Genomic DNA, 18,465 nt, shown 5'->3' with positions numbered 1-18,465 from the left:
GCACTGACACAATGCGTCCATGGGAGATGAGGTGACACCACAGAGCGCCTACTTTGTCCTGGGGATGCCCGACCATGCTCGAGTCGGAGCCGGCCGCGACATCAGTCAGGCCCAGGTGTTCTTCGACGAAGACCATGCGGTTGCCTCGGTCGACGAACACTACGAGCTGGCTCGGTCGAACACCTCCGAGCATGTCCTGGCCGCCACCGAGTGGTTTGTGCTCACCGCCCTGATCGGCGACGGGCTCGGCCCCGCCTACGGCGAACACTTCCTCACCTACCGCACCGATGACGTGCTGTGGGCCATCGCCGGCGGGTTCACCCGCCCCGAGGAGGTGACCGACTGGCTGCCGTTCATCTTTGCTGCCGAGGATCTGCACGACCACTGGTCACCCGGCGGGGTGGAGCACGGCCTGGTGCCCAGCAGCGCCAAGCGGACCGGCACCATGGATCTGTCCCGATTGTGGTTCGCACCCGTCATGTCACAGCGTGTCTTTCCCGTGCGGGCTCGCTGACACTTCCCGGCGACGTACCGGCGTTCAGCGACGAGGGTGCCTATGCGAAAAATATGCACCTTGCCGGTGAAGTATCCCCATGTGCGCGAAACACACCAGAACTCTGCCGGCGACGGCACCGAAGTCATGAGCGGTACCTCGTGGCGGTTGCCACCCCGGACCGGTGTGACGGGCGCGCTGGTGACAACTGCAGCATTGCTGCTGGTGCTCGGCGGATGCAATGACGACGATTCGTCTTCGTCGGACAGCCGCGACAGGCTGGCGCCGATTCCGACACGGACCACGCCACCGACGGCGTCCGTGGTGCCGGCAACAGATCCGGGCGGCGCACTGCAGGTGAACGACTTCACCGTCCTCCCCACGTTCACGTGCCTGAAGGACACTCCCCCGCGGTCCGTGGTGACCGTCGGGTGGCGCGCACCATCGGCCACCGGGGTGGAACTGCGCCTCGACGGCCAACTGCTCCCCGTGGGCATCAAGGACCAGATGCCTTTCCAGGTGCCTGCCGGAGGACCGACCGGAATCGGGGCATCGGTGGTCTTCGCGTGCGACGGACCGGCGCAACACACGATCGACGTCACCTGGACCGCGAACGGGATCGGCTCCACCTCACGCACCGTCACCATCTCCAAGGAGCCCACCGATGGCTGAGCCGAAATTGCCTGTCCCAGCGGTCAACCGCCGACGTTTTCTCACCGGAGCCGCAGCGCTCGTCGGCCTTCCCCTGCTCGGCGGGTCAATCCTCACCGCATGCGCCTCGGGCAAAGACAACGCCGGCGGGGTCACCTGGTTCGAGCCGAGTGTCCGGGCGAGCGAGAACGGTTCGCTTAAAACACAATTGAAGGTCGCTCGCAGCGATGTGGCCATGGGCGGCGGGAAGGTCTCGGCGGTCACCTACGAGAGCAGCTACCCCGGGCCGACGCTGGACGTGCGACCGGGTGACCGCATCGAGGTGTCGTTGATCAACGACATCGACGAGCCCACCAACCTGCACACACACGGATGGCACGTCTCGCCGAAACAGCCGAGCGACGACGTCCTCATGGCCATTGAGCCCGGCGAGACCTTCGACTACTCGTACGACCTTCCCGCTGACCATTCCGCGGGCACGTTCTGGTACCACTCGCATCAGCACACCATCAGTGACACACAGGTTTTCGGCGGTCTGTTCGGAGCCCTCATCGTGCGCGGCGAGCTCGATGAACTACCCGGCGTGAAGGGGCGCCCCGAACGCCTCCTGGTCCTGAGTCAGACCGAGATGCAAGACGGCAAGATGGTTCCGGGCGACAAGAGCTCGAACAGCCTGCAGCAGACACTGGTCAACGGCACCTTCCAACCCACCACCGAGATCGCACCGGGTGAAGTGCAACGGTGGCGCATCATCAACGCGAGTTCCTTGTTCCTGCGTCTGCAGCTCGATGAACATCCGATGCATGTGATCGGGATCGACGGCGCTGCCCGCACCTCGGTGTCGACCGTCGACGTTCTCGAGGTGGTGCCGGGTGGACGCGCCGATGTACTCATCGAAGGCGCCAACATCGGCACCTATCAGATGCGGTCACTGAGCTGGGATGAGTTCGGCCCCTTCTACTCGTCGATGGTGCCCGCACCGATGCCGCTGCTGAACCTGGTGTCGCAGGGGGACACTCAGACACCGGAGCCCATACCGGGCGCACTGCTCCCCTTCGACGACCTGCGTGACGCTGCCATCGACCGCCGACGGGAGTTCGTCTTCGAGGAGATGGAACCGCGCGGAACCGGCGACACCGAACACTTCATGTACTACATCAACGGCGCAATGTTCGACCACCATGTGGTCAACGAAACGATGACTCTCGGCGACACCGAGGAGTGGCATTTCATCAACCGCACCTACGAGCCTCACCCAGTTCACATCCACGTCAACGACTTTCAGGTGGTGGCGATCAACGACCAACCGGTCGATCAGCAGCACTACCGGGACACGGCCATGCTCCCGCCGTTCGGAACACTCACCATCCGCCACCGATTCGAGGACTTCACGGGCCAGTTCGTCATGCACTGCCACATCCTCTTCCACGAGGACCACGGCATGATGCAGTTGCTGGAAGTGGTTGACAAACAAGCATGACCGACACCGGCGCTGGTCGTCCTCGACTACTGAGGCCGGTCCCGGCTCGACCGTTGATCTGGTCGGGAACGAGACCGCAGGGCCGACGCCACGGACCGCTCAGCTGCTACCGAATGCGCCGCTGACGCCCTCCAGGAAGTCATCGAGGAGACCCTCGAAGTAGCCGCCACCGACCGGGGTGTTGATCACGAGGTCGCCATGAAGATAGAAGTCGACCCACCGGTCACCGGTGGTCTGGCCGTTGTCGGTGGTTCTCACATCTAGGTACAGCTTCTGGCCGGTGCGGGCCAAGACGCCGAACGCCGGGGAGCTGAAACTCGAGATCGTGAAGTCGGCGGAACCGCGGGACGGAATGTTGCCCTCGATCACTTCGCCGGCCTTGGTATAGAACTTGAGGTACGTGCCGCCGTGGCCGTCGCTGTCGTAGACAACCCCACCATCGACGTTCACGAATCCCGCAGCTTGACTGTTGTCGTAATAGCCGTGTGCATCACATCGACTGCCCTCGCGTCCAAAGGGTTGGTTCTTGACGCAGTGCACGCCACCTGCGCCTCCGTCGGGTGAGCGCATATGGATATTGAAGTATTTGAACTGCGCTCCCGGCGCAACAGGGTGCGCCGACGCTGAGCCGGATGGCACGAGCACCCCGGTCGACAGTGCTGCGCCCACCACAAGGATGGCGGCGAATCGTCGGAAGCGAGAGAGCATGGAGCACGTCCTTACGTTGCGACAAGAGGTATTTTTTTCGGCCCAAGACGGACACGCTCACTCTTCACCTGCGCCGCATAATTTTTGCAATCGTCCCCGAGCGGCCGACCACCGACAGAAGCAACCGATTCAGTAGGGTCGACTGTGCCGGCCTGTGTCGTCTCGAAGGAGGGCTCGATGCCTGAGCAACCAGTGGTCCTGTACGACGGGGTCTGCGGATTCTGCAACCACGCAGTGCAATTCCTCCTCCGCGTCGACCGTCGAGGGGAACTACGCTTCGCCGCCCTGGAAGGTGACTTCGCGCGCGGTGTCATCGAACGGCATCCGGAACTGACAGGGGTCGACTCGGTTGTCTACGTGGACAACCCGGGCACGAGTGACGAGCGCGTGGCGGTGCGGTCCGACGCTGCTCTGCGCGTGATCACCCATGCCGACCGGCCATGGCGGTGGCTGAAGGTCGCCCGGGCGATCCCCCGCCCCGTGCGAGACCGGCTCTATGACGGCTTCGCGGCCATCCGATACCGCGTATTCGGAAAGCTCGACACCTGCCCGCTCCCCTCTCCAGAAGTCCGCGCGAGATTCCTGGACTAGGACGGGTCGGTTCGTCACCGGCCGGCCGCAGGTCGAAGGAATTCACCGGCGACCGCCACGGCCGGGGCAGAGCTGTTGCCACCGACGACCAGGGACGCAAAGGCGATGTCGCCGACGATCCCGGCGAACCACCCGTGAGAACGGGTGTTGTCGCCGTACTCCGCGGTACCGGTCTTGCCCCCCAACCCGTCGATGTCGCTGAGCTGGGAGGCGGTACCCGTCGACACGGTCTGGCGCATCATCGCGCGTAAGGCTTCGACAACCTCGGGATCCAATGGCTCCGGCTTCACGCTGGCCGTGGTCGGTCTACCGGAGATGAGGGTTGGGAGAACCATCGACCCATGTCCGAGACTCGCTTCGGCGACAGCCATGCCGAACGGCGAGGCGGTGACCTTGCCCTGACCGATACCGTTCTCCACCCGCAGAGCCGCGCTGTCGGCACGTGGCACCGTGCCGGTGACCGTGGTGATCCCCGGGACCACGAAGTCCACGCCGATGCCGAACCGGGTGGCGGTCGCCGGGAGCGCATCGGCCCCGAGGCGGTTCGAGAGCCCCGCCATGGTGGTGTTGCACGACCGGGCGAATGCAGTGGTCAGTGGCACCGTCCCGAGATCGAAGTCGTCTTCGTTCGGAATGGTCCGGCCTTCGATGGTGGCGCGTCCCGGGCACGGCAGCGGTGTCTGCGGTGTCGCGATCCCCTCGGACAACGCTGCCGCGGTGGTCACCGTCTTGAATGTCGAACCCGGTGGATACAGTCCGCTGAGCGCAATCGCACCTTCCCGATCAGCCGCGGCGTTCTGTGCGACCGCGAGGATTCCTCCGGCGTTTGTCGACATGGCCACCAACGCAGTCGGTTCGGATCGGGTGGCCACAGCCCGTTGCGCGAGCAGCTGCAGACGCCGATCGATGGACAGCTGCAGCGGCTCGGTTGCTCGGGGTGGCACCGCCGTGAGCTGATCGATGGCGTTGCCCTCGGCATCCACCAACGACACCGACCATCCGGCGCGTTCGGTGATCACGTCGTTCCAGGTACGTTCGATGTCGCCCAGAACCGGCGACCGCAAGGCGCGGTCGGTGGTCAACAGCTTCCCCTGATCCACGATCGTGACGCCCTCGATCGGTTCGAGCTGCGCACGAACGGCCTCGACGTCGTCTTCCCGGAGCGTGATGACGGTGACGGCATCGCCCTGCTGCTGCTCCGCAGCCGTCCGGATGGACATCTCCGTGATGGATGCATCGAACCGGCGCAGCGCCCTGGCCAATGCGGTGGATGCTGCATCAACGGCGTCGCGCCGCACGGTGACCACTCCGACCGTCTGCCACTCGAGGAGCGCCGCTCCACCGCGGTCCACCACCGGCGTCATCAGATCTTTGTCGTCCGAATACCGGAATGTCGAACCGGGAAGCATGTTGTCGTGCAGCAGCGTCGGATCCCAGACCAGCTTCCGATCGCCATCGGATTCGACTGTCCTGCCGCGAGTCTCGTACCGGAGATCCTTCCCCGGCCCGAAGTTCCATGCCATGGTCAGGCGCCCGTCGCTCCCATCGGACTCCACATCGTCCGCGGTGACCACCACCTTCGCCCCGTCGCCGAGCCCCTCGAACATGTCATTGATCGCAGTGGTTGCCGCAGCAGGATCGGTGGTCAGTTCGGCGGCGTCGCCGACGTGCCGCCCACTGAGGGCTGAGGCGAAATCGCCAAAAGTGTCTTCGGGGTCGTCACTCAGCCATGTACAGCTCGAACCGACAAGAGCAAACAGGATCAACGGAATGATTCGACGCAAGAGGGGCGACCGGTGTTTTTCGTCCACGCTCCGACTCAAGCAGGCGGGCCGCGGCCCGGCAATGTCGCATCGCCTCCGCAGCCGATAGCGAATCGCTATCGGGCGTGGCAGAACCCGTGACGATCACCGTGTCAGAGCGGGCTCCGCACTGCCGTCACCGCGATTCGCGCAGCTCGCCCGACGGCTGCCTCCACCGTCGGCAGTGACAGTTCCGCTCTGGCTGCCAGCGTGAAGACGGCAACCGCGATCGGATGTTCGCCGGGATATTCGACAACGGCGATCTCGTTGCGGATGGCGCCGAGTGTGCCGGTCTTACCCGCGATGGTTGCCACGCCCAACGGGAACCCCGACGAAAGACGTTGTTGCCAGGCCTGTTTACGCATCGTTGACCGAACGAACTCGCTCATCTGTGCCGATACCGCCTGATCGGTCCAGATGAGTTGCAACAGACGTGTGGCGTCGCGGGGCGTCGTCGCGCTGGCAAGCGCCGGGTCGTAGGCCGTGACGGTCATCGTCCGGTCTGCGTCGGCGAGCACCGAGAACGCCTCCACCACAGTGTTGGTGCCCGTTTCCCGGACCAGTTGTTGTTGCAGTTCCGCCATGCCACCGACCACCCTGGTCTCGGTCAGGCCGAGCGCATCGAGTTTCTCCTGCACCCGCGGTAGTCCCACCCGGTCGAGGATCACGTCGGCTGCCGCGTTGTCGGAGATCACCATCATCTGTACGGCCAAGTCACGCCAGCTCAATGTCACCGGGTCGTGCAAGGTCGCGATACCCGTGGGCCCCACCGCCCAATCCGCCGGGTCGACCACCACCGTGGCAGTCAGGTCGATCTGCCCGATCTCGGCCAGGTCACACAGAGCAAGCAGGAGCGGCAGCTTGTATACCGATGCCATCACGACGGGATCGTCTGCCGCCCAGCCGAATTCCCGCTCGACCGCCCGGCCGATCGTCCTGGCATGTACCCATCCGGCGCATCCGGCATCAGCGAAGACCTCGCTCAGATGCCTCGACGCGTCCGCATCCGGAGCCGGGCCGCTCACCGCGCGAGCTTCCAGAGAGCCGATTCGATTGCGTCGACCGCGGGCTGGGCCGTGCCCGGGCGGCGAACTGTGCGCAGGCGCAACGCCACGTCGTCCGGGATCATCGCCACGCGCTTGACCCCGCGGACCTGTGAGGTGCCCGTTGCCAGAGCGAAGGCTTCCCCACAGGCGACTGCTGCCACCAGTTCACCTGCCGAATGCGTGGGCAGCACAACCGGATCGAGACCGCGCACGTGCAGCGTGTCGATCAGCAAGTCGAAGGCCGGCGGGTTGGTGGCCCGCGGAGCATGGGCACAGGCCAGCCCATCGAGCATCCGCACCGTCGGCTTCTTCGCCTTGGCCACCGGGTGATCCGCAGGCACGAGAAAGGAACGCGGTATCCGGGTGGCCGGTCCCGCATCGAGACCTTCGACCACGGAAGGGTGTTCGACCACCGCGCAATCGAGGAGACCGGCGCGGACATCCTTGACGAGGTCGATGATGGACGCGGTGGTCATCCGGAAATGATGGTCGGGGCGCAGGCGGCCAAGGGAGACAGCGCACGCGGCCGCGATCGCAGGGTCGAGGTCGCTCGGCAACCCGCATCTCAGGACATCGTGGTGCCCCCGAAGTCGACGGGCCTCGCCGACAAACCGTTCGGCGTCATCAACCAGGACACGCGCCCGCGGCAGCAGATCCCGGCCCGCACTGGTCAGTTCGGCGCCCTGAGTGCTCCGACGGATGAGTTCCACCCCGAGTTCCTTCTCCAGGCGACGCAAGCCCTGCGACACGGGAGGCTGGGTCATCTGCAGGCGAGCGGCAGCGTGCCCGAAATGACCCTCCTCGGCGACGGCGACAAAGAACCTCAGATGCCTGACAAGATCCACGTCACCACTGTGACACGTTGATCAGTCCGAGCGGCGCGGTGAATCGTCGGTGAGTTCCCGGAGCAAGGCGAACCCGTGCTTGTCCACCGACACCGCGGTTGCGGACACGATCACCACGCCTGTCCCGGCGGCACGGTCCACCCCGATCCAGCTTGCGAAACCGCCCGTTGCTCCGTTGTGCCAGGTGATCTTTCGGCCCTTCACGTCGAGGGTCATCCAGCCGGCACCGATGCGCGCCGGACCCATCAGCGTGGCAACCGGATCGAGCGCTGCCATGCCCGGGGAAGATTCGTCGAGCAGAGCGCACACGAGGCGACCCATGTCCGCGATGGACGCCCGGACGCCGCCGGCGGGTGCGATGGCCTCCCCCGTCCAGGGTTGCTGAACCCGGCCGAACCGGCTTCGGCCGACCACGGCGTCCGAGGTCAATTCGGCCGGTGTGTATGGGGCGTAGGTGTTCTCGAGTCCGAGCGGCCGGGCAAGACGATCACCCAACAACGTCTGGAAACTCTGGCCGGCGGCCTGTGCCAGCGAATGCCCGAGTAGCTGAAACCCAAGATTGGAGTATCTCACCTTCGGCGACCTCAGTGTGGTGTCGCGTACCTGCGCGAGGAGCTCCTCGAGGGTCTCACCGTACGGCGAGGCACCTTGCGTCCACATCTTCACGGTGCGACCGAGCGGGTTCATGCCCGCAGGCAGCCGAGGCAGTCCAGATCGATGTGTACTGAGCGATCCGAGCGTGATCGCGCCGATCTCCTTGTCCGTCAACGGAAGCAGTGTTCCCAGTGTTGTCTCGGGTGTCACCTCCCCGCGCGAGCATGCCTCCGCGTACAACAATCCGGTGAGCGCTTTGGAAATCGAGCCGATCTCCAGGTCGGCTGTGGTGGTGGTCCCTGTGGAGGCCAGTGACAGCCCGTGGGGCCCGACCGAAGCCACTACCACGGTCGGATGACGCCCACCCAGACGCCGGCGGATCGCTGAAGTCAGCGCAGCGTCACCATCCATTGCGGTCATGTGCGCCTTCCCAGGGAACTTCGAGCACTGTACTTCTTGTACCGCCTGTTTGAACACAGCGCACACACGGGCTGTTCACGCCCGGTCGGGTTCCTGGCGTCTGGGCGCAGCACGCACGTGCGCGCGCTCCCCTGTTTGCCGACGAGGCTGAGGAACTCCACCGGGCCGGAGCTCGTCGCACCGAACCAATGCGGGGTGCGGGTGTCGAACTCGGCAGCCTCTCCGGGCTCGAGGATGAGGTCGTGCTCGCCGAGTATGAGTCGGAGTCGTCCGTTGAGAACAAATGCCCAGTCGTAACCCTCATGGCTTCGCAGATCCGGTTCGACGTCGTCACGTCCGGCGGGCAGGACGAACTTGTACGCCTGGATGCCTCCTGGCCGGCGGGTCAGCGGAACCACGGTGGAACCGTCGTTCGTAGGGATCGGACGCATGTTGACTCGCGGGTCTCCGGTCGGTGGTGCGTCGACGAGCTCGTCCAACGTGACCCCATAGGACCGGGCCAGCGGTAACAGCTGCTCCAGTGTCGGCCGCCGCAAGCCGGCCTCGAGTCTGGACAAGGTGCTCGTCGAAATCCCCGTCTCCTCGGCGAGATCGATCAGGGTGAGGTCGCGGTGCTGCCGAAGTTGCTTGAGCCGCGACCCCACGGCGTCGAGAGTGCGATCGGTTGAAGGGTCCATGTTCATGCACTTTGCCATTCGGCAACGAACCTTGCGATTACAACGTCGCCATCGCACCATCAAGCAATCCGGTGCCACCGCGCAACCGGCACCGGCAACCCGAGAAAAGAGCACAATGACGCACTCGTTCGACAAGAAGTACTGGGATGAGATCTGGCAAGGCGACCGAGCCACGGCGATGGCGGCCGGCACGCCCAACCCACACCTGACACACGAGGTTGCGGGCCTGACGCCCGGGACCGCTCTCGACGCGGGCTGTGGCGGCGGCACCGAAGCAGTGTGGCTGGCAACGCGTGGCTGGCAGGTGACGGGCGCCGACATCGCCGTCGAGGCCCTGGCCCGCGCTGCCGAGAAGGCGACGCGGGCGGGAGTTGCCGATCGGATGCGATGGGTCGAGGCCGACCTGTCCACCTGGGAACCCGAAGCCCGCTACGACCTGGTCACCACGCACTACGCACACCCCGCGATACCGCAGCTGGACTTCTATCGCCGCATCGCCGACTGGGTCGCCCCCGGCGGCATGCTGTTCATCGTCGGGCACCTCCACCACAACCACCACGGCGGGGCCGCCTCGCACGATGCCGGCCACGGCCATCACGACGCAGATGGCCAGCCGCCGGAGTCGGCCTCCGTGCGCGCTGCCGACATCACTGCCCAGCTGAACCCGACCGAGTGGGAGATCTCGACCGCCCGCGAAACCCACCGATCGATCACCGGGCCCGACGGGCGAGATGTTCAGCTCCACGACGTGGTGGTCGCAGCGGTTCGTCGGAGATGAGGCCAGAACCGCGACGCCTCGACATCTGACGCAGGCCAGCCGAACAGCCGGACCACATTTCCGTGGGAAACGTCTTCAGGCGGGCCATATTTCGGGTGACCCAGACCACTTCCATCCACATCGTCAGACCGGGAGATCTGGCGACTTTGGTGGTCCTCAGGTGGTCGCCCTACCCTGTCTCCGGGAGGTCGATGCGCCCCCGTCGGGGCACCCGCATCGTTGGAGCCCCCTGTCAGGATTGAACTGACGACCGCTCGCTTACAAGGCGAGTGCTCTACCACTGAGCTAAGGAGGCAAACTGCGTGCGCGAGTATATCGCGACTCTTGCGGGCCGCCTCGTCGGGAACCACCGAGCGACGATCGACACCATCGAACCGTTCGAACCGGCGGTGTCCCCACGTCGGCCGATCGACCTCACCGACGACGGCGCCGTCACCGAAGTCCTGGATCTGGCGATCAAGGTCGGTGCGGTGCTGCTCGACTCCGGAACCGGCGCGATCGACACCCAGACCCAGGTGCGGTTCGTCGCGAGCATGTACGGCGTCGAGAACTGCGAAGTGGACGTCACGTACAACACCATCTGGGTCAGTGCCCGTCGCGGCGCATCGATGCCGCCCGTGACCGCGATGAGGACGGTGCACTACCGCTCACTCGACTTCACCCGGCTGGCCGCGGTCGACCGCCTGGTCCGCAAGATCCGCAGTCGCGCCATCGATCCGGGCGAAGCGCACGAGGTCATCGACTCGATCATCGCCGCGCCGCACCCGTACCGTCGCTGGATAGCAACGCTGGCCTGGTCATCGATGGCAGCGTCGCTGTCGGTGCTCCTGGGAGGTGGCTGGCTCGTGGCCGTGGTCGCCTTCATCACCACCGCGGTCATCGACCGGACCAATCGGCTGCTCAACAAGATCGGCACGCCGCTGTTCTTCCAGCAGGTCACCGGCGGATTCATCGCGGTGATCCCGGCTGCGCTGGTGTTCCAGTATCAGGACACCCTCGGCGTCGACATCGCTCCGTCCCAGGTCATCGCGGCCGGCGTCATCGTGCTCCTGTCCGGTTTGTCGTTGGTGGGTTCGGTGCAGGACGCCATCACCGGCGCGCCCATCACCGGCGCCGCCCGGTTCTTCGAACTGATGATCATGACCGGCGGCATCATCAGCGGTGTCGGTATCGCGATCCGCGCCCTCGAAGGCACGGGCATCTACCTGCCGACCATCACCACCTCCACGTCATTCGACCTGGCCACCACTCCGACGCGCGTCGTCGCAGGCGGTCTGGCCGCGGCCGCTTTCGCGCTCGCCAGTTACGCCGAGCGCCGCGCACTCTCCACCGCCTTCTTCGGCGGTGCCCTCGGTGCCGCGGTGGTCGCGGCAGCCGAACACTTCAGCATCGGCTCGGTCATCTCGGCCGGATTCGCCGCAGCCCTGGTCGGGCTGGTCGGTGGTCTGCTGGCCCGCCGAGCGGTGACCCCGCCGCTTGTGGTCGCGGTCGCAGGCATCACACCGCTGCTCCCAGGTCTGGCGATCTATCGCGGCCTCTACGGAATCCTGGGCGACCAGACCGTGGACGGCTTCACGGCCTTGGCGGCCGCGGTGGGTACGGGCGTGAGTCTGGCGGCCGGCGTGACCCTCGGCGAGTTCATCGCACGCACCCTGCGACGGCCTCGTATCCCCACCAAACCGACACGGGTTCTGTTGACCGCCCGCTCGGCCATTCGGCCCGGTCGTCTGACCGAAGAACCAGAGCCCGATCCCGACGCCGCCACCGAGCCGATGCATCAGATCCAAGCGCGCCCCGGCATGACCGAACGTCAAAACTGAGCAGGTATTATGGTCGCCATGCCTGCCAAGACCAGCGATAAGACTGACCTCGCAGACGAGGATCTGGAGCCCGTCGCCGACGAGACCGCCAACTCCGCACGACGCGTTGTCGCGGCATACGCCACCGACGCCGACGAATGCCGGATGTTGCTGGCAATGCTCGGAATCGCGCCGGGCGAAGCCTGATTCGTGACTCCGCAGCGATCGAATGAGTCCGATACCCGCGCCGATTTCGTTGTAGTCGCGAATCGCCTGCCGGTAGACAAAGAGACGCTCGCGGATGGCACCGTGCGCTGGAAGCGCAGTCCGGGTGGTCTGGTCACCGCCCTGGAACCGATCCTGCGGTCGCAGACGGGCGCGTGGGTCGGGTGGTCGGGTGTGGCCGACGCCGCAGAACACCCCGAGGTCGAAGGACTTCAGCTCTACGCCGTATCACTGACCGCGCAGGAGATCGCCGACTACTACGAGGGTTTCTCCAACGCCACCCTCTGGCCGCTGTACCACGACGTCATCGTCAAACCCGAGTACAACCGCACCTGGTGGAACAGCTACGTCGCCATCAACCGCAGGTTCGCCGAGGCAGCGTCCGAGGCGGCCGCCGAGGGCGCGTTGGTCTGGATCCAGGACTACCAGTTGCAACTGGTGCCGAAGATGCTGCGCATGCTGCGTCCCGATCTCCGGATCGGCTTCTTCCTGCACATCCCGTTCCCGCCGGTCGAACTGTTCATGCAGATGCCGTGGCGCACCGAGATCATCGAGGGTCTGCTCGGCGCCGACCTGATCGGGTTCCACCTTCCCGGCGGCGCGCAGAACTTCTTGTACCTCGCGCGGCGGCTGGCCGGACAGGCGACTTCCAAGGGCCAGGTCGGCGTCCGCTCCAAGTTCGGCGTGGTCCAGGTCGGTTTCCGCACGGTCCGGGTGGGTGCATTCCCCATCTCGATCGACTCCGGCGAACTCGACACCCAGGCCAAGACCAAAGAGATCCGCAAACGCGCCGTCGAGATCCGGGAGGAGCTGGGCAGCCCGAAGAAGGTACTGCTCGGAGTCGACCGCCTCGACTACACCAAGGGCATCGACGTCCGGCTGCAGGCGCTGTCCGAACTCTTCGAAGAAGGCCGGGTCGACCCCAACGAGGTCACCATGTTGCAGCTGGCGACGCCCAGCCGCGAGCGGGTCGACAGCTACATCAAGATGCGCGGCGAGATCGAACAGTTGGTGGGCAACATCAACGGCACCTACGGACGTGTGGGGCACCCGGTCATCCAGTACTTGCACCAGCCGGTTCCCCGCGAAGACCTGATCGCCTTCTTCGTGGCCGCCGACGTCATGCTGATCACGCCGCTGCGCGACGGCATGAACCTGGTCGCCAAGGAGTACGTCGCCTGCCGCAGCGACCTCGGTGGGGCGCTGGTGCTCAGTGAGTTCACCGGCGCGGCAGCCGAATTGCGTCAGGCGTTCCAAGCCAATCCGTACGACACCGAAGGTGTCAAGAACGCGATCGTCGCCGCCCTCGAGCAAGACCCGGACGAGGGTCGGCGTCGGATGCGGGCGCTGCGCAGGCAGGTGCTCGCACATGACGTCCAGCGGTGGGCCGAGAGTTTCCTCGGAGCACTCGGTGCCGACCCCGAGACCATGTCGAGCGGCGACCGTCGCATCGATCTGGTCGAAGAAGTGTGACGAACGCAGCATTTATCGGTCCATGGCAGGACGGATTGGACGCCACAGGGGTCGACGGTCTTAAACTCGCTGAGTGAGTGCACAAGACCTCGACCCGGAATTGCGTCGCGCCCTCAAAACCATCGCACGTATGCCCCGGCTGCTGGTCGCCTCGGACTACGACGGCTGCATGGCCCCGATCGTCTCCAGGCCTGAGGACGCCCGCCCCAACACCGACTCGGTGCGCGCCATGCGTGCGCTGGCCGAGCTCGACAGCACCACCGCAGCCGTGATCTCCGGCCGCGCCCTCCGCGATCTCGCGACCCTGTCGCGGCTGCCTGCCGAGGTGCACCTGGTCGGTAGTCACGGCAGTGAGTTCGACATCGGCTTCGTGCACGAGATCACCCCGGCTGCCCACGAACTCCTCGACACCCTCGTCGTCGAGTTCCGTGCGATCGCGGCCGACTACGAGGGCGTCACGGTAGAGGCCAAGCCGGCGAGCACCGCGCTGCATGTGCGCAACGCCTCCAAGACCGACGCCGACGCCGCGCTGCATCGTGCCCGCACCGGACCGGCCACCTGGGACGGGGTACAGGTCACCGAGGGCAAGTCGGTCATCGAACTGGCCGTGATCATCACCGACAAAGGTCAGGCGCTCGACATCCTGCGTCACGAGGCCGGGGCCAGCGCCGCGGTCTTCTTCGGCGACGATGTCACCGACGAGAAGGCGTTCCTGCGACTGCACGGACCCGATCTGGGTGTCAAGGTCGGTGAGGGCGACTCGCTGGCCGCGTACCGCGTGGACGACACCGAGCAAGTCGCCACCGCGTTGGCCTTCCTGGTCGAGGAACGACGCACCTGGCTCCGCGGCGGCAATGCGGTCCCCATCGAGCGACTCACGATGCTCGCGTCACCGCGCACCGTCGCCCTCGTCACGCCCGACGCCAAGATCTGCTGGATGTGCCACCCCGAACCAGACTCCGCCGCACTGTTCGGCAGCCTCCTGGGCACCGATGAGGCCGGCGAGTTCGCGGTCGGGCCGCCCATCGAGCCGGGCAAGGCGGCACCCTTGCCGCTCAGCCAGCGCTACATCGACAGCACCATGACGGTCCGCACCCGGTGGGCGGGACTCGAGGTCACCGACTATCTGCCCCACGATGTCCCTGTCGGCCGCACCGACCTCACCCGGGTCATCCGCGGCGATGTCCCAGTGCATGTTCGTTTCGCGCCCCGGCCCGAGTTCGGGCAGGCGGCCGTGCGCATCGAGACGTCCGACGAGGGGCTTCGCGTGCTCGGCTCCAACGAACCACTGGTCCTCCGGTCGCCGGGAGTCACCTGGGAGATCGAGAGCGAGCGGAACCACCAGACAGCCACCGCGGTGATCGATCCATCGGGTGGCGAGATCGTCCTCGAATTACGTTGCGGCACCGAAGATCTCGACGCCCATCCGCAGCCCGAAGCCGAACGTCGCGCCGCGGCCGAGAGTTACTGGAGCGACTGGGCCAAGACCCTGGACCTGCCCAACGTCAAACGCGACCTGATGAAGCGTTCGGCGCTCACCCTGCGTGGGCTGGTGCACGCCGACACCGGCTCGATCATGGCGGCGGCCACCACGTCATTGCCCGAAGAGATCGGTGGAGTCCGCAACTGGGACTACCGCTACTGCTGGCTGCGTGATGCCGCATTGACCGCGTCCGCGCTGGTCTCGGTCGGTTCGTACACCGAGGCCGAGGACTACCTCGGCTGGCTGCACCAGGTGCTCGGAACGGTCACCGGCCCCGAGTGGCTTCACCCGCTCTACACATTGGCGGCACCGGCCTCCCCCTGAAGCCGTGATCGACTCCTTGCCCGGGTACGCCGGATCGCGTCCCGTCCGTGTGGGCAACGCCGCCAACCAGCAGGTGCAGCTCGATGTGTTCGGCCCGATCGTCGATTTGATCTCCACCCTCTCGCACGCACGCAAGGCAGCCGGTGATCCGAAACCCCTGAGGGACGAGGACTGGGATCTGGTGCGCGACATGGTTTATGCCGTCGAACGCCGGTGGACCGAACCAGACCACGGCATCTGGGAGATCCGCGGCAATCCACGACACCACGTCTATTCCAAGGTGATGTGCTGGATGACCGTGGACCGGGCTCTCAAGCTCGGCGAAGAGTTCGGCCGTCAGGTGCAACTCGGATGGCCCGTCCTGCGTGACACCATTGCCCGCCAGGTACTGCGCGAAGGCTGGAACGCCACCGCGCGCTCGTACACCGCGGCGTACGACGGCATCGATCTCGACGCCGCCACACTGCACATCGGGCTGTCGGGTCTGATCGATCCGTCCGATCCGCGATTCACCGCGACGGTGAACGCGACGGAGGCCGAACTTCGCAGCGGCTCAACGGTGTACCGGTACCACCACGACGACGGCCTGCCCGGCGGCGAGGGCGGCTTCCACCTGTGTGCCGCCTGGCTGATCGAGTCCTACCTGCTGATCGATCGTCGCAACGATGCCGAGGCACTGTTCGATCAGATGGTCAAGGCCGCCGGTCCGACGGGATTGCTGTCCGAAGAGTACGACCCGGTCGCGGAACGGTCCCTCGGTAATCATCCGCAGGCCTACAGCCATATCGGGTTACTTCGTTGCGCGAGGCTGCTCGGGGTCTGACAAGCGCCGGTGTCCGGCGTCGGCGGCGCCAAGTCGGTTCCAAGTGATCACCAAGCACCGCCGCGCACTGTTGTCGCATGAGCTACGCACCGCGGCACACCAGACGATTCGCACCGGCTTGTCCGGCATCGTTGCCGGCACCGGAAAACCCGGGGTCGGCGACGCCGCCCGTCGGCCACCTCACCCGATGCACCTCACCGTCGTGGCGGTCGTACGTCAGACCACGCTCCCGGTGATCGACGGCTGGGCAGCGATCAGCGCAATTGAACCTCCTCGGCATGGTCGTCGAGGGGCAGATCGCCCGAGACGACCGCGCTGACCTGGTAGCTGTTCAGCACGACGTCTCCCCCGTGGTTGTCGAGGAACGCGGTGTCGGCCGCGTCGCGACCGGTCGCGATGCGCACCAGCGATTGCCGCGGCGCCAGTCCGGTGGCGTCCACCACCACCCAGCGATCATCGATGAGCGCCTCGGCCACCGCGTGAAAGTCCATCGGCGACAGGCCCGGTGCGTACACCGCGACCAGCCGGGCCGGAATTCCCAAGGCGCGCAACAATGCGACAACGAGATGCGCGAAGTCGCGACACACACCCGCCCCCGACATCAGGGTGTCGGCAGCGCCGTCGATCGGGTCGCTGGCGCCGAAGATGTACGAAATGCGTTGTCGCACGAAGTCGGTCACCGCGACCAGCTGATCAGACGGAGAGGCGGTGGTGTCGAACTGCCCCGCCGCGAACCCGAAGAACTTGTCCGCCTCCGCATAGCGACTGGGCCGCAGGTACAGCGACGGATCGAAGCGGCCGACCCCAGCAGGATCAGCCTGCCCGAGCACGCGGGCGCGGTACTGGACGTAGAGATTGCCCGGCTCGGAATGGATCCAGTGAATCCTGTTCCCGCTGTCGCTGATGATCTCGTCGGGAACAATGGTGTTGCCGTTCAGCGTGATCGACAACTCGTCGGACAAATCGAGCCCGGGCATCCGGGCGACCGCGACTTGTAGCTCTATCTCGGTGGCGGCGTTCACGGCGACGTCGAGGTACATCGATACATCGCGCTGGGCTTGGGGATCAAGGTCGGCCATGTGCGGTGGAGGGTCCTTCCGAGAGTCGCGTCATACCCTCGCGTCCTGCAAGGCTCCGATGGGATCAGCGTAAATCGCACCGAGCGACACCACCATCGCGGCACCCTCCTGCACACGCGCACCGAACCGCGGCGGCGACAACTCCATCGGCGGCAACGTGCTCGCGGCGTCGAAAGCGGCCTGCACCGGCGCCAGCCCGTGCGGGTGTTCGGCGAACACCTGGCCCGCGAGAACCACCCGGTCGGGATTGATCAGGTCTCGCACCAGGGCGACCGCTTCGCCCAACACCCGTGCGCGCTCGTCGAGGACGTCGTTCACGTTCGCCCCCGCGGCGACAGCCTGGTCGAAGACCTTGCGACCCACCACATCCTGCAGTTTCGCGTCCGCAGAACCAGACAGCAGCGGGGCCGCGACCGGAAGGTGGCCGATGTTGCCAGGCCGCCGCTGCACCCGGCCGTCGATCGTGGTGGCCAGCCCCACCGTCTCACGCACGTAGAACAGCAGGTCCACGCCCGAACTGTCTCCTGACCCGGCCAGGAGCAACTCGGCCGCGGCCATGGCCTGCACGTGAGGGCTGACCGACACCGGGAGACCCAGCTCGTCGGAGAGCACCTGCCCCACCGGGGCCCGTCTCCATCCGAGCTGCGCATGGTCGACGCTGCCGTCGTCATAGACCTCACCGCCGACGGCAGCACCGGCCCAGAGCGGAACCCGGTGGGTGAACGACGCCGCTTCCAGCGCAGCCCGGCGGGCGATCAACGTGAGGGCCGGCCCGACGGGTCCGGTGGGTGTCGACATCGCGGCGGTCTGCAGCAATCGGCCACCGAGGTCGGCGACCACCAAGAGCGTGGACCGGGCACCGATGTGAATGGCGATCACGCAGAACCGATCTCGGTCTATCGTCAGCGGGATCTTCGGACGGCCGATGGCCCCGGCCGCGATCAGATCCGGTCGTTCGCGTACCAGTCCGAGCCGCTCGAGCGCCTGCAGCTGCCGGTTGACGGTGGCTGCCGAAAGCCCGGTCGCCGAGGGCAGACGGTCACGCGTCACCGGGCCTTGGGTGCGCACCGCACGCAGGACCACCGCCGCCGCGCCGTCGCCGCGCTCGAACGACACGGTCCGCGTGGTTCGGGATCGGGTGTTCACAGTCGACTACCGCGTCCTGGTCCCATAC

Annotated in this window: 15 protein-coding genes, 1 tRNA gene and 2 pseudogenes; 9 read left to right on the top strand and 9 right to left on the bottom strand. The window is 66.0% G+C overall.

Annotated features, from left to right (window positions below; translation table 11 throughout):
* The first annotated feature begins 19 nt into the window (after nt 1-19).
* From MVA47_RS08325 to MVA47_RS08315, 3 genes are all read left to right on the top strand, one after another.
* On the top strand, nt 20-514 hold the full coding sequence (locus tag MVA47_RS08325) for a hypothetical protein (protein WP_247207450.1): 495 nt from the start codon (nt 20-22) through the stop codon (nt 512-514).
* A gap of 81 nt (nt 515-595) precedes the next feature.
* Nucleotides 596-1,165, top strand: a complete 570-nt coding sequence (locus MVA47_RS08320; RefSeq protein WP_247207449.1) for a hypothetical protein — start codon at nt 596-598, stop codon at nt 1,163-1,165.
* A complete protein-coding gene (locus MVA47_RS08315) occupies nt 1,158-2,624 on the top strand; it encodes a multicopper oxidase family protein (RefSeq protein ID WP_247207448.1) in 1,467 nt (488 codons plus the stop codon). Before MVA47_RS08320 ends, MVA47_RS08315 begins: the two co-directional genes overlap by 8 nt.
* A gap of 99 nt (nt 2,625-2,723) precedes the next feature.
* Here MVA47_RS08315 and MVA47_RS08310 read toward each other — a convergent pair whose 3' ends face one another.
* A complete protein-coding gene (locus MVA47_RS08310) occupies nt 2,724-3,332 on the bottom strand; it encodes a hypothetical protein (protein ID WP_247207447.1) in 609 nt (202 codons plus the stop codon).
* 177 nt (nt 3,333-3,509) lie between these two features.
* Between MVA47_RS08310 and MVA47_RS08305 the strand changes: the two genes are divergently transcribed.
* On the top strand, nt 3,510-3,923 hold the full coding sequence (locus MVA47_RS08305; protein ID WP_247207446.1) for a thiol-disulfide oxidoreductase DCC family protein: 414 nt from the start codon (nt 3,510-3,512) through the stop codon (nt 3,921-3,923).
* 14 nt (nt 3,924-3,937) lie between these two features.
* Here MVA47_RS08305 and MVA47_RS08300 read toward each other — a convergent pair whose 3' ends face one another.
* The 5 genes and pseudogenes from MVA47_RS08300 to MVA47_RS08280 form a co-directional block, all read right to left on the bottom strand.
* On the bottom strand, nt 3,938-5,734 hold the full coding sequence (locus MVA47_RS08300) for a penicillin-binding transpeptidase domain-containing protein (RefSeq protein WP_247207445.1): 1,797 nt from the start codon (nt 5,732-5,734) through the stop codon (nt 3,938-3,940).
* Nucleotides 5,735-5,838: 104 nt separating this feature from the next.
* Nucleotides 5,839-6,750: a serine hydrolase gene (locus MVA47_RS08295; RefSeq protein ID WP_247207444.1), complete on the bottom strand. Its 912-nt coding sequence runs from the start codon at nt 6,748-6,750 to the stop codon at nt 5,839-5,841.
* On the bottom strand, nt 6,747-7,616 hold the full coding sequence (locus MVA47_RS08290) for a LysR family transcriptional regulator (protein ID WP_247207443.1): 870 nt from the start codon (nt 7,614-7,616) through the stop codon (nt 6,747-6,749). The genes MVA47_RS08295 and MVA47_RS08290 overlap by 4 nt, the downstream gene beginning before the upstream one ends.
* Before the next feature lie 21 nt (nt 7,617-7,637).
* Nucleotides 7,638-8,630, bottom strand: a complete 993-nt coding sequence (locus MVA47_RS08285; protein WP_247207442.1) for a serine hydrolase — start codon at nt 8,628-8,630, stop codon at nt 7,638-7,640.
* Between the two features lie 75 nt (nt 8,631-8,705).
* A pseudogene (locus tag MVA47_RS08280) lies at nt 8,706-9,307 on the bottom strand (helix-turn-helix domain-containing protein).
* Between the two features lie 115 nt (nt 9,308-9,422).
* Here MVA47_RS08280 and MVA47_RS08275 point away from each other — a divergent pair.
* On the top strand, nt 9,423-10,085 hold the full coding sequence (locus MVA47_RS08275; RefSeq protein WP_247207440.1) for a bifunctional 2-polyprenyl-6-hydroxyphenol methylase/3-demethylubiquinol 3-O-methyltransferase UbiG: 663 nt from the start codon (nt 9,423-9,425) through the stop codon (nt 10,083-10,085).
* 220 nt (nt 10,086-10,305) lie between these two features.
* Here MVA47_RS08275 and MVA47_RS08270 read toward each other — a convergent pair.
* Nucleotides 10,306-10,380, bottom strand: a tRNA-Thr gene (locus MVA47_RS08270).
* A 7-nt stretch (nt 10,381-10,387) separates the two neighbouring features.
* Here MVA47_RS08270 and MVA47_RS08265 point away from each other — a divergent pair.
* From MVA47_RS08265 to otsB, 4 genes and pseudogenes are all read left to right on the top strand, one after another.
* The gene (locus MVA47_RS08265; protein WP_247207439.1) at nt 10,388-11,905 is read left to right on the top strand and encodes a threonine/serine exporter ThrE family protein; all 1,518 of its coding nucleotides are present in this window, start codon (nt 10,388-10,390) and stop codon (nt 11,903-11,905) included.
* Between the two features lie 18 nt (nt 11,906-11,923).
* A complete protein-coding gene (locus MVA47_RS08260; protein WP_189339114.1) occupies nt 11,924-12,091 on the top strand; it encodes a hypothetical protein in 168 nt (55 codons plus the stop codon).
* A gap of 3 nt (nt 12,092-12,094) precedes the next feature.
* Nucleotides 12,095-13,582, top strand: a complete 1,488-nt coding sequence (locus MVA47_RS08255; RefSeq protein WP_247207438.1) for a trehalose-6-phosphate synthase — start codon at nt 12,095-12,097, stop codon at nt 13,580-13,582.
* A gap of 73 nt (nt 13,583-13,655) precedes the next feature.
* Nucleotides 13,656-16,212, top strand: a pseudogene (gene otsB / locus MVA47_RS08250) (trehalose-phosphatase).
* A gap of 254 nt (nt 16,213-16,466) precedes the next feature.
* On the opposite strand, the gene MVA47_RS08245 reads toward otsB, so the two are convergent.
* A complete protein-coding gene (locus MVA47_RS08245) occupies nt 16,467-17,291 on the bottom strand; it encodes a transglutaminase family protein (protein WP_247207437.1) in 825 nt (274 codons plus the stop codon).
* 30 nt (nt 17,292-17,321) lie between these two features.
* Nucleotides 17,322-18,407, bottom strand: coding sequence for an ROK family transcriptional regulator (locus MVA47_RS08240; protein ID WP_247207436.1), 1,086 nt, complete (start codon nt 18,405-18,407; stop codon nt 17,322-17,324).
* Nucleotides 18,408-18,465: the final 58 nt, after the last annotated feature.

The organism is Williamsia sp. DF01-3, from assembly GCF_023051145.1.
GTDB lineage: Bacteria > Actinomycetota > Actinomycetes > Mycobacteriales > Mycobacteriaceae > Williamsia.
Note: the sequence above shows the minus strand (reverse complement) of the source record. Positions and strands in the feature narration are given on the sequence as shown.